The sequence below is a fragment of the Paraburkholderia sp. CNPSo 3274 genome (assembly GCF_024206475.1).
Taxonomy (GTDB): domain Bacteria; phylum Pseudomonadota; class Gammaproteobacteria; order Burkholderiales; family Burkholderiaceae; genus Paraburkholderia.
The window spans coordinates 189512-201767 of sequence record NZ_JAMBPR010000001.1; the positions used below are offsets into that span (position 1 = coordinate 189512).

6 protein-coding genes are annotated in these 12256 nt (G+C 66.6%); 2 read left to right on the top strand and 4 right to left on the bottom strand.

Annotated features, from left to right (window positions below; translation table 11 throughout):
- Window positions 1-2: 2 nt before the first annotated feature.
- The 3 genes from pbpC to M3I54_RS00765 form a co-directional block, all read right to left on the bottom strand.
- On the bottom strand, window positions 3-2246 hold the full coding sequence (pbpC, locus tag M3I54_RS00755) for a penicillin-binding protein 1C (protein WP_254332325.1): 2244 nt from the start codon (window positions 2244-2246) through the stop codon (window positions 3-5).
- A 29-nt stretch (window positions 2247-2275) separates the two neighbouring features.
- Window positions 2276-8314, bottom strand: coding sequence for an MG2 domain-containing protein (locus tag M3I54_RS00760; protein ID WP_254332212.1), 6039 nt, complete (start codon window positions 8312-8314; stop codon window positions 2276-2278).
- Between the two features lie 366 nt (window positions 8315-8680).
- Window positions 8681-9469: an SDR family oxidoreductase gene (locus M3I54_RS00765; protein WP_254332214.1), complete on the bottom strand. Its 789-nt coding sequence runs from the start codon at window positions 9467-9469 to the stop codon at window positions 8681-8683.
- A gap of 110 nt (window positions 9470-9579) precedes the next feature.
- Here M3I54_RS00765 and M3I54_RS00770 point away from each other — a divergent pair, with 110 nt between their 5' ends.
- Complete coding sequence (locus tag M3I54_RS00770) at window positions 9580-10143, top strand: TetR/AcrR family transcriptional regulator (protein WP_254332215.1); 564 nt, start codon at window positions 9580-9582, stop codon at window positions 10141-10143.
- 121 nt (window positions 10144-10264) lie between these two features.
- On the opposite strand, the gene M3I54_RS00775 is transcribed toward M3I54_RS00770, so the two are convergent.
- Window positions 10265-10600: a DUF4148 domain-containing protein gene (locus tag M3I54_RS00775; RefSeq protein WP_254332218.1), complete on the bottom strand. Its 336-nt coding sequence runs from the start codon at window positions 10598-10600 to the stop codon at window positions 10265-10267.
- Between the two features lie 253 nt (window positions 10601-10853).
- Here M3I54_RS00775 and M3I54_RS00780 point away from each other — a divergent pair, with 253 nt between their 5' ends.
- The gene (locus tag M3I54_RS00780; RefSeq protein WP_254332220.1) at window positions 10854-12248 is read left to right on the top strand and encodes a selenium-binding family protein; all 1395 of its coding nucleotides are present in this window, start codon (window positions 10854-10856) and stop codon (window positions 12246-12248) included.
- Window positions 12249-12256 lie beyond the last annotated feature (8 nt).

Consider the following 12256-nt stretch of genomic DNA (forward strand, 5'->3'; position numbering starts at 1 on the left):
CTTCAGCGCGCTACGCCGCCTTGCGCGGCGTCGGCGCGCACCGACTTCCGTGGCTTCGTAGTCGCGCCGCGGACCTCGAAGCGCACGGTATCGGTCACCTGCCCGCTCGCATCGACGAGTTCGAGCGTGTGCTTGCCCGGCCAGGGCAGCCACGCGACGCGCGCGGCGCCGCCCAACGCCTTGCCGTCCAGGCGCCAGTTCACGCGCGCATTCGAGCCCGTCGCACGCTCGAACCAGACACGCTGACGCTGCGCGGGAATGTCGGGATCGAGCGCGACAATGGTGCCGTCCACGGGGCTGCCGATTTGCGCGGGTCCACGCGCGAGATCGGCTGCATTCGATGCGAGCCCCACTAGCGGCGTAGACGTGCCCGCGATGAACCACTCGTTGCGAGAAGGCTCCACCGCATTGGCGAACTGCACGCGCACGCGCTCGACGCCAGGCGGCGCGGCAGGCGCGACACTCGGCACGCGCCGATGCAGATAGCCGACGATGGCAGCCCACACCGGCGCCGCGCCGGTCACGCCCGAGACGTCCCACATGGGCGAGCCATCCGCGTTACCGACCCACACGCCCACCGTATAGCGCGACGTGAAGCCCACGGTCCAGTTGTCGCGCATGTCCTTGCTCGTGCCCGTCTTGACCGCGGAAAACATGCGCGTATCCAGCGGACTGTCGAAATCGAAGGTACGCGTGCGCGCATTGTTGTCGGCGAGCACGTCCGTGACGATGAACGCGGACTCACGGCTGAATACCCGCTTCGACGCGCTATTCGATGCGGACTTCGCTGGCGCAGGCAATTCGGCGATCGGGCTCACGACGCCGCCATTGGCCAGCGCGCGATACGCATTGGTGAGCGTGACGAGGCTCACGTCCGCGCTGCCCAGCGCGAGACTGAAGCCATAGTAGTCGCCCGCCTGCGTGAGCGGCAGGCCGAGCGCCGTGAGCGTCTTCGCGAATCGATGCGGCGTAACCATCACGAGCGTGCGCACGGCCGGCACGTTCAGCGACGAGCCGAGCGCGGTGCGCACGCTCACCCAGCCCTTGAAGCCCTTGTCGTAGTTCTGCGGCATGTAGAGGCCGCCGCCCGCCGCGAGATCGAGCGGGGCGTCGTCGAGCAGCGACGCGGTCGTCACGCGGCGCTCGTCGATGGCCTCGGCGTAAAGAAAAGGCTTGAGCGTCGAGCCTGCCTGGCGCAACGCGAGCGCCGCGTCGACCTCGCGCGCCTTCGACAGGCCTCCTGATGACCCGACCCACGCGCGCACTTCGCCCGTTGCGTTATCCAGAACGACGACCGCGCCGTCCTGCACATTGCGCGGATGCGCGCGCGCATTGAGTTCGATGAGCGTGCGCGTGAGCGTGTCGCGCGCGTAGCGTTGCAGGTTCGCGTCGAGCGTCGAGCGCACGCGCATGCCGGGCGCGGGATGCACGGCGTTCGCGATCTGGCGCGCGAAGTGGGGTGCCAGCTGCGGCGAGTTTTCGCTGCGCCCGTCGAACGAGGGGTCGTCGGCGGCGATGGCCGGGCGCGCGAACGCCATCTGCACGAAGGCATCGAGATTCGGGCAGCCGCTATCGACGTTCGCTGCGCGCATGTCGCGCAGGATGCGGCACGCGCGCATGGCGACCTTCGTATAAGGCGCATTGGGCGCGCGGATCAGCGCGGCGGCGACGGCCGATTCGCGTTCGTCGAGCCCCGACGGTGCCTTGCCGAACAGCGTTTGCGAAAGCGCGGAAAGACCCACTGCCTCGCCACGGAACGGCACGAGGTTCAAATACGCCTCGAGAATCTGATCCTTGCGCCAACTGCGCTCGAGCCGCAGCGCGTCCACGGCTTGGACGGCCTTTTGCGCGAGCGAGCGCTGGCCCGAGTGCTTCGGGTCGTCGTCGAGCAGGCCTGTGAGCTGCATCGTGACCGTGGATGCCCCGCGCGTGCGAGTACTCCACAGGTTCGCCCAGGCGGCGGCCGTCGCGCCACGCCAGTCGACGCCGCTGTGCTCGTAGAATCGTTTGTCCTCCGAAACGACGATTGCCTCGCGCAGCGCGGGCGAAACGTCGGCGAGCGCGACCCAGTCGCCGCGCCTCGCGGTGTGTTCCACCCGCGTGCGCTGCAACGGCGTGCCGTCGCGCGCCAGCAGGACCCAGTCGGAGCTTTTCCACTGGCCGCGCACGTCATCGAAAGTCGGCAGTGCGAACGCGGGCAACGGCAGCAGCACGAGGCACAGCGCGGCAACGCCGAGTGCCCCCATACCGCGATGCCGTAGCGCGAATGGGCCGCTCATGGCGCCGCCTTCACAACCACCGGCGCATTCGGCGCGACGCCGAACGTGGCCGGCGCGTAGAGCGCCTCCACGCGCGTGGGCGGCAACCCGAAGGTGCCGACGTTGTTGAGCCGCGCCGTGTACTCCACCGAGACTTTGCCCTTCGGCAGAAACTCGTAATAGGCGCGATAACCGTCGAAGCCGCGCTCGATGAACGCGGGCCACGGACCGTTCTCGTCCTGCTTCTCGCCCTGGGTCGCCACGGCCGAATCGCGCCCGAGCCCGGAGCCGAGGATCGTCGCGCCCGCGGGAATCGGGTCGTTCACGACCACCCACGTCATATCGGTCTGTGCGTCGATGTCGAGGCGCACGCGTACGACGTCGCCACGCGTATACACGCCCTTCGCCGCGGCGTCCACCGGCGTGATGGTCTTCGTGATGCGATAGCCCGCCGCGAACGGCGCACGCAACGCGACCGCCGCGAGGCTTTCCACCGTGGCCCACGGCTTGCCGCTTCCTTCCTGCGTCAACGTGAGCGGCGCGCCCGCGTTCTGCTTTGGCCATGCGAGCAGCGTGCTGCGCGCGGGTGCGTTTAGCGTCGCCGCCGTGGCCCCGCTGGCGCCCGGTGCCGATTGCGACGCCGCTTGCGACGCCGCGTTCCAGCCAACGACGCGAGACGTATCGCCGAACTGGATCTTCGTCACGCCCGTCACCGGATCGTGCTCGAACACGCGCGAGAAGCGCTCGACCGCGAGCGAGCCATACGCGTTCGCCGTCGTCGTGCTCCATGCGCCGTTGCGTTGCAGCGCGAGCAGGCCCGCCACGAGCCGCGGCATTTCCTCCTTCCACGCGGGGTTATCGACAAAGGCCAGCGCGAGGCGCGCCGCGTTGACCTCCGTGCCCGTCATGAGCCACCACAAATCGTCTTCGGCGGCCGTCGAGAACGTAAGCTGCGTGCCCTGCCATGTGAGACGCGAGCGCAGGATCTGCTCGAGCTGCGCCAGCTTTTCCGCGCGATCCGGCACATCGCGCATGCGCGCGAGACTCTCCGCATAGTCGATCACCGCCGACGTGGGCCACTGGTTCGGCGCGATCTCGATCGAGCCGAACTGGCGTGCGTTCGCCGCGCCATAGCGCGATAGGGCGTCGATGGCGGCGAGCTTGCGCAGATCGAGATCGCGGCGCGGCGCCCAGGAGTTGCGCTCGATGCGGCCTTCCACGAAGCGCGTGAGGCCCTCCACCATCTTGCTGCGCAACGCGTCCGGAAGCGCGAAGCGCGGGTCGAGCTTCGACGCCTCGTCGCTCACTGTGAGCAGATACGCGGTGAGCGCGGTGCTGCCACGGCTCGCGCTGTCGTCGGCAGGCGGGAAGTAGTTCGCGAGGCCGTCGTGGTCCAGATACACCGGCATGCGCGCAAGTTCCGCCTGCCAGCGCACCGGATCCCGCAGGCCGATCGCTATCGACGTTTGCTGCTCGAGGCAGGAATACGGATAGCGCGTGAACCAGCGGCGCACGCCGGGCAGGCCGTCCGCAAGCTTCGGCTGCAGCGACACCGCAATGCCGCCACGCACCACGCCTGCACGCGTCATGCTCGCGTTGGCCGGCGGCGCAACGGGAATCGAGAGCGTGCCGTCCACTTGCGCGAGCGTGGCCTGCTGCACCGTCACGGGGATTGCCGCGCTCGCCTGCTGCGCGAGCTTCACCGCGTCCGCCGCATGCGCGCCGCCCTGCTCCGCCGCGCTCACGTTCCACACGAGCGCGGGCCGCTCCGCTTCGGCGAGATCGTCGGGAACCGCTGCTGTCCACGCAATCTCACGCGACGAATTGGGTGCGAGGTCCACGGTCTGCGCGGCGAGCGCGAGCGGCGGCACGTTCGGCGTGACCAGCACTTTCATCGCGCGCGTGGTCGTATTGCGCAGCGTGAACTGCGCGCGGAAGATGTCGCCTTCGCGCACCTGCGGCGGCAGGCCCGAGATCAGCTGCAGATCCTGCGTGCTCTCGATCGTCGCGCTGCCCGTGCCGAAGCGCGCCACCCCGCTCGCCGCAATTGCGACAATGCGAAAACGCGTGATCGAGTCGTTCAGCGGCACGTTCACTTGCGCCTCGCCCTTCGCATCGAGCGTGACGCGCGGGTTCCAGTAGAGCAGCGTGTCGAAGAGTTCGCGCGTCGCGCCATGCCCGCCGCCGCCGCCCGCCGGCACCGCCTTGCGCCCGAAGTGCCGCCGCCCGACGATCTCCATTTGCGCCGTAGCCGTCTCCACGCCGTAGGCGCGTTGCTGCAGCATGGCGTCGAGCAGATCCCAACTGCGGTTGGGCATGAGTTCGAGCAGCGCTTCATCCACGGCCGCCACGGCGATCTGCGTACCCGCCGGCACCGGCTGACCGCCCGGAAGTTGCACGCGCAACTGTACGTGCGACGTTGCGCGTACCGCGTAGCGTTTCGCGTCGGGCGTCACGCTCACCGCGAGGCGGTGCGCCGCGTCGCCCACGCGGATTTGCGCGAGCCCGTAACGGAAAGCAGGCTTCGAAAGATCGACGAGCGGCGTGGGCGCCTCGTACTGGCGGCCTTCGTACCAGAACGCGCGCGCCCATTCGAGCGGCGCTTTCCACCCCCAGGTGAAGAACGAATACCACGGCACTTCGTGAATGCGCCCACGCAGCGCGAGCACCGAAACGTAGACGTTGGGCCCCCATGTGTCGCTCACCTTCAATTCGACGGTCGGGTCGCGCCCGTCGAGTTGAACCACGTGCGTTTCGATGATGCCCTCGCGCTCCACGGCCACGAGCGCCGTCGCAAAGCGAAACGGCATACGCACCTGGAAGCGCGCAGTCTCGCCGGGTTCGTAGCTCGTCTTTTCGGGCAACACGTCGATGCGATCCGTGTTCTCGCTGCCGAACCAGAGTTCGTCCTCGCGCGTGACCCATACCGAGGTCGTTGCCGTCGAGGCATGGCCGTCGCCGTCGCGCGCCGTGGCCACGAGCTGGATGTCGCCCGCTTCCTTGAGTTTCGCGTCGCACGTGAGCAAGCCGTGATCGTCGCTCGTGCCGCTGCACAGCGTGCCGAGATCGCGCGTTTCCGTGTGGTTGTCGTAGGCGTAGAAACCGCCCACCATGCGCTTGCGCGAAGTCGTCGTGATCTTCGCCACACCACGCACTTCGAGCTTCACGCCCGCGTGCGGCTTGCCCTGCAGATCGAGCGCAAGCGCGGTGACCGGCACCGTCCTGCCCACGGAGACCCAATGCCCCGACTTGATGCCCGCCACCACGGCAGCGGGCCAGAGCGTGGCCGCGCCGCTGATGGTCTGCACTTCGCCGTTCGGGTCCGCGAAGGTCGCTTCGAGCGCGAGGCGCCTTGGCGCATCCACGCCCGGCAGGTTCTTCAGCACGAGCGTACCCGCACCGTTGCGGTCGAGCGTGAGCGGCTCCTTGTCGGCCACGAGCTTCGCAACCGCGTTGCCCTCCTGTGGGCCGCTATCCTCGTCTTCGGACGTGTTGTCGGCCTGGCTCCCGCTCACATACGGCGCGAAACTGAAATCGCTGTACGTGCTGGCGAATGACGGCGTCGTGTCCTTCACGAGCGCCGAAACCTGCACGGGCAGATTTGAAGCCGCGCCGCCCGACACATAATCGATCTGCACCGCAACGCTCGCCTGCGTGGCGGCGACGAGCGGCGAAGTTTTCTCGTTCTGTACAGCGATCGTGCCCTTGAGCACCGGCAAGCGGAATGCTTCCACGCGGAAGCTGCCGCTGTCGTAGCTCATATGAATGGCGTCCGCGCCGTTGTCCGCTTCGTCGTTGCCAACGCTTGCCGTGCTCGCGTTCGCGTCCCCGTCGTCGAGCGAGACGTCGTATTCGCCGAGCTTCGCTTCGGGCGGCAACACAAAGGTAGAGTCTGCCGTATGGTCTGCGGCCCACTTGAGCGGCAGATGCCAGGTCTGCCCGCTGCCGGCGTGGCGTATCGTCACGCGCGTAGGGTATTGCTGCGGGAACACGAAGCCATGCATCGTCTGGGCGCGGATGAAGTGTTTCATCGACACCGTCTCGCCCGCGCGCAGCAACGTACGGTCGAACACGGTACGCGCGCGCACCGTGGGCTCCACGCTCGTGTCGGTCGGCACATTGAAGCGCCACGACTCGATGCCGCGATTCCAGTCCGATTGCACGAAGGCCATGTCGGGACCCGTTTTCGGGTCGTCGATACGCGCCGAAACGAACAGCCCGCTAAAGCTGTTTTCGCCGCAGTCACGACGATTCGAAAGCGGCCCGTCTATCGTCAGTAGTCCATGGGAATCCGTCTTTCCCGTGGCGAGCGTCTCGCCATTGCAATCCGATACGTGCACGTCCGCGCCCGCTACCGGCTCGCCCTTGTCGAGCGATGTGACCCACACCACGCTATTCTCGCGACCTTGCTTGAAGTGCACGCCCAGATTGGTGACGAGCACGGTCGTGCGCACGTACATGGGCGCTGGCTTGCCGAGCAAGGAGGCGCCGAGCGAAGGCGAAGCGAGTTCGATCACGTAGAAGCCCGGCTTCGGCACGGGAACGCCCACCACTTCGAACGGTCGCAACGCTTTTGGATCGGCTTTGGGCAGCGTGAGCGTCTGCACGCCGGGCTGGCCCTCGAGCAGCGAGAGCGAGCGCACGTCGATGATGCGCTCCTTCGCGTCGTCTCCCCCCTCGCCTGTCGTGCGCGGAATCACCACCGGCGACTTCGCGCGCGCGAGCAGCCCCGGCATCAGCTTGTCGATCGACGTCTCGCTCATGCCGAAATTGTCGAATCGGTCGACGAGGCGCATCCAGCGGCGCATGTCGGCATCGGACTGCACCGCGAGCTTTGCGAACTTCGCCTCGCCCGCGTTGAGCCCCTGCACGTGCAGGTCGGCTTCGACGTTGCGCAAAGTGACCGGCACGAGCGGCGGCGTGCCCGGCTCCGCATAGCGCTCGATGATGCCGAAGGTCGAGGACGGGAATTTCGCGAGCGGCGGCATCGGCGCGGTCGCCGTATGCAGCGGGAAAAGATCGGCGTTCGCGAGCGCTCGCCCGCTTGCGTCCTTGAGGCCGGCGGGTGCGGTGATCGTGAGCGTCGCGCGCTCGGGCAAGGGCGCGGAGAATGAAATCGAGCTGACTTCGTTATCCTTGTCGTCTGGGCGGAAAGTCGGCGCGACTTCCCCCTTCGGCCCTTGCAAACGGAACTTCTGCGCGTCGGCGCGCGCAATCGGCGCGCTCAGATCGATGCGCACGGGCCGCAGCGGCGTGCATGGCGCCTTCGCATTCTCGCGCTCGCAACTCATGCTCGCGGTGAACGGCGCGCGCACCGTGAAGTCGAAACGGCGCTCCACGTCGTTGGGCGTGCCGTTCGGTCCGAGCACGCCCTTTCCGTACACGAGCTGCATCTTCGCGCTGGAGGGCAGCGTTTGCTGGCAGGTGAGCGTGAGCACGCTCGCGCTGTCCTTTTCGAGCCGGAAATGCTTGAGCAGCGCCGCGCGCGTGGACGCATCGACAGGCTGCACCGGAATGCGGTTGCCGAGTCCGCCCGACTCGCACCATACGTGTTCGCGCACGGAAGCCGGCGTGGCGGGGCCATTCAGCTTCAGCACGAATGCCTGGTTTTCCTCTATTTCGCCACCGTAGGGACGCACGTTCACCGGGAACGGGCCGCCCGTGGAGAATGTGAAGCGGCGCACGCCCGTCACTGCGTTGCCCGCCTGCGATTTGAGCCCGTCGGCGAGCATGACGCTGCATTGCACGTCGGGCGGCAAGTCGGCGGCGAAATCGTAAGCCCACGTTTTGCCGTCGATCCACCGACCCTGGCCCGCGCTGGCAGCTACGTTGGTGCATTGCAGGCGCGCGGGGTCCTTCGCATCGGGCGCGCCGAACGCCACCATGGCCTCGTCGAACTTCACCACCACCTGGCGCACCTGCGCCACGGTTCCCTGCGGCGACACGCTCACCGCGCGCGCGGCATAGGCGCGCCACGCCCACGCCAGGCATATGCCCAGCACCAGGGCAAGCGCCAACGTCCACCACCCGCCAGTTTTTCGTGTTATTCGTTGCATCGACCGGTCCTCGTTTGCGCGCACGCCGCGTGGCCATTGCCGTGCGGCGTGCGGTGAATGGTACAGGGCGCAGCGCGCCCGCGCGCCGGGACGGGCCGGCCACGCGCTCACGCAGGCGGCTCACGCCGAACGCGAGCGCCGGCGCGCAGCATGCAGCAAATTGGGAACTCGCGATATCGGAAAGCGCTGAATTAGCGAATGGGCCAAGACGAAGGGAGGACCGCGGGGAAGATGCTAGGCGGGCTTGCAAACGCGAGCCGGTGAGAGAAGAGGTGAAGGCGGAGTGAAGGTGCGCTGTGACGGCTGCCGCGCCTCGCGGCTCGCCATCGACCGCGGGCGGCCGCTGGCCGCCCGCAATACATCGGACTACATGGCTTCGCGATACCTCGCCGCCGGCTGCGACTGCCCGAAGTTCGCGAACATCGCGGACCGGGCGGCTTCGTAATCGTCCCACTGCTGCGCGTCGGGCAGCGGCGGGATCGTTACCGTCTCGCGCCGGTCGAAGCCCACGAGCGCCGCGTCGACAAGATCGTCCACTTCCATCACGGCCGGCAATGCATTCACGTCCTTGCCGGAACGCTCCCAGATCTCGGTACGCGTGGCGCCAGGCACGACGGCCTGCACGTACACGCCCCTGGCGCCGAGTTCCAGACTCAACGACTGCGAAAAATACAGCACGAACGCCTTCGTCGCGCCGTACACGCTCGAGCGGAACTCAGGTGCGAGGCCAATGACGGAACCGATATTCACGATCGCTCCCTTGCCTTCACGCGCAAAACGCGGCGCGACCGCGGCGGCGAGGCGCGCGAGCGCCGTGACGTTCAGACCAATGAGGCCGCCCACGGCGTCCGGACCCTGCTCGACGAACGTGCCCGGCAGGCTCGCACCCGCATTATTGATGAGCACACCGATGCGTGCGTCATCGGCGAGGCGCGCTTCTAATAGCGCAAGATCCGCATGCGAGGCCAGATCGGCGCGAACGATATCCACGTTCACGCCATCGCGCTCGCGCAGGCGCGCAGCGAGGTCCTCCATGCGGGCGCGATCGCGCGCCACCAGCACGAGGTCATGACCGCGCTTTGCGAAGCGGTCGGCGTAGACGGCGCCGATGCCCGTGGACGCGCCAGTGATCAGAACAGCAGCTTTACCAGACATCAAAACTTCTCCTTGAGCATTCCGTTTACATGATGAACGTCATGTAAACGGAATCATGATGATCATCATGTATAATGTCAAGCGTCGAACAATGGCAAGCGGAGAGAACAATGAGGGTCAGTCGCGAACAGGTGGAAGCGAATCGCCAGCAGATCCTGGAAGCCGCCGGCCGGCTCTTTCGCGAGCACGGCTACGATGCGGTGACCGTCGCGGACGTAATGAGCGCCGCCGGACTTACGCACGGCGGCTTCTACGGCTATTTCAAATCGAAGGACGAGTTGATCGCGCAAACGCTCGCCCACGTCTTTGCACAGGGCGAAGGCGGCGATTCCGATCTGGCGCGCTATGCGTCGCGCTACCTCAGTGCCGAACATCGCGACAACGTGGCGGCCGGCTGTCCGACCGCGGCGCTCGCCGCTGAAACCGCGCGGCAAACGCCCGAAGCGCGTGCCGTCATGGCGGCAGGTTTGGAGCGTCAGATCGAGCGCTTGAGCGGCGGCATGAACGGCGCCGGCGCGGCAGCGGCGCGCCAGGCGGCAATAGGCGGCTGGGCCGCAATGGTGGGTGCGGTCGTGCTTGCGCGACTGTGCGACGATCCCGCGCTCTCTAACGAGATCCTCGAGTCCACGCGCATGTGGATTGGCGAGCGTGAGGCGCCGCGAGACTCAAACTGAGTGTGGCCGCTGTGTGTGCTGTGTGCACAGGCGGAAATGAATCAGCCCGCGGTGCGCCTTCGCGCCGTCGCGGGCCGATATTCATCATGCGGCACGAATCGACTTCATACCGCCGTAACACTCAACGTACGTTATACACGGGCGGCGAATAGCTGCTAACCGCGCCGTCGCTACGCGAGCCGCTTTGCGACGAGCCGCTCGTGGCCGGGCCATAGCCGGTCGCCTGCGCAGCGGCCCCACCGCCTTGCGCGTTTACACGCGCCTGGGCTTGTTGCAGGTCGGCGGGGTAATACAGGTCGTTCACCGAAGGACGATAACCGGCGGCTTCGAGCTGTACCAGCTCATTGCGCACCTGGGCACGCGTCACAGGACCATTGCTGCCTTGCGACTGTGCAAATGAAATGGCCGGCACTGCAAACACCGCAGCGATCGCAACGGCCTTGATGAGCGTTCTCATGACTAACCTCCAGTAACTTGATCGAATCGGCGCAGCGGCTTGTCTGCATCCGTTGGGTACAAGTCTAGGAACGTTGGCCTCTCGAATAAATGCTGCAAAGGCGAATTTACTATTCTCTCAGCGCAGATAATCGGCTTTCATTGCCCCAATGCATAAGCTTCTATCCGGATGGAATATAGAACATGTGAGCAACGCACTGTCCCACTCTGATGCATGATAGGGACTCTTCCGAATCTTCGATGAGGGGGCAGCAATGGCGACGTGGCAACCGGACCCGACCTTCTACCCGTCTGCGCGCATGGCAGGCGATGCCCCACCGGAGACACTGGCGTACGTCGCCAGCTTCGACCCCACGCGCAGCGTGCCCGATTCGCTCGACGTGGTCGATCTGGACCCTAGCTCGCCGGAATTCGGGCGCATCGTGCATCGGCTGGCTATGCCCAACGTCGGCGACGAACTCCACCATTTCGGCTGGAATGCCTGCAGTTCGTGCCTGTGCCCCAACGCCCCCCACGCGCATACCGAGCGCCGCTATCTCATCGTGCCCGGCATACGCTCCTCGCGCATTCATATTGTCGACACGAAGCCTGATGCGCGCCGCCCGCATATCGCGCGCGTGCACGAGCCCGAGAGCGTCGCGCAGCGCGCGGGCTACACGCGCCCGCACACCGTGCATTGCGGGCCGGATGGCATTTACGTGACGTCGCTTGCGAACGCCCAGGGCGAGGCGCCCGGCGGCGTCTTCCTGATGGACCACGAGAGTTTCGATATTCTCGGCCAGTGGGAGATCGACCGCGGCCAGCAACAGCTCGCCTACGACGGCTGGTGGCACCTTGGCTACGACACGCTCGTGACCAGCGAGTGGGGACTGCCCGCGACCTTCGAGAATGGCCTCGTGCCCGAGGTCCTGCTCGGCGGCCAGTATGGCCATCGCCTGCACTTCTGGGATCTGCACACGCGCCAGCACAAGCAGGTGCTCGACTTTGGCGCGGAAAACCAGCTCGTGTTCGAGCTACGCCCCGCGCACAACCCCACGCGGCCCTACGGCTTCGTGAACTCCGTGATCAGCCTGAAGGACCTTTCGGCCTCGATCTGGCAGTGGTATCTCGACGGCGACCAGTGGGCCGCGCGCAAGATCATCGAAATTCCTGCCGAGCCGGCCGACCCCGAGCATCTGCCGCCCATGCTCAAGGGATTTGCGGCCGTGCCGCCGCTCGTCACCGATATCGCCCTCTCGCTCGACGACCGCTTCCTCTACGCGGCGTGCTGGGGAACGGGCGATTTGCGCCAGTACGATGTGTCGGACCCGGAACATGCGCACCTCACAGGTTGCGTGCGCATTGGCGGCATCGCGGCGCGCGCGGCGCATCCGTTTGCGCCCGGGCGCGCGCTGAACGGCGGCCCGCAAATGGTGGAAGTGAGCCGCGACGGCCGGCGCGTCTATTTCAGCAACTCGCTTTATGGCGCGATCGACACGCAGTTCTATCCCGAAGGCATCGACGGCTGGATGGTGAAACTCGACGCCGCGCCGGAAGGCGGCCTCGAATTCGACGAGCGCTTCTTTGTCGAATGGCCGAAGTCGCACCGGCCGCACCAGATCCGGCTCGAAGGCGGCGATTGCTCATCTGATTCGTACTGCTACCCATAAGCGCGGAG

Coding starts and splice junctions, on each gene's coding strand:
- pbpC (WP_254332325.1), bottom strand. CDS start 2,246: ATGGGGGCACTCGGCGTTGCCGCGCTGTGCCTCGTGCTGCTGCCGTTG.
- M3I54_RS00760 (WP_254332212.1), bottom strand. CDS start 8,314: ATGCAACGAATAACACGAAAAACTGGCGGGTGGTGGACGTTGGCGCTT.
- M3I54_RS00765 (WP_254332214.1), bottom strand. CDS start 9,469: ATGTCTGGTAAAGCTGCTGTTCTGATCACTGGCGCGTCCACGGGCATC.
- M3I54_RS00770 (WP_254332215.1), top strand. CDS start 9,580: ATGAGGGTCAGTCGCGAACAGGTGGAAGCGAATCGCCAGCAGATCCTG.
- M3I54_RS00775 (WP_254332218.1), bottom strand. CDS start 10,600: ATGAGAACGCTCATCAAGGCCGTTGCGATCGCTGCGGTGTTTGCAGTG.
- M3I54_RS00780 (WP_254332220.1), top strand. CDS start 10,854: ATGGCGACGTGGCAACCGGACCCGACCTTCTACCCGTCTGCGCGCATG.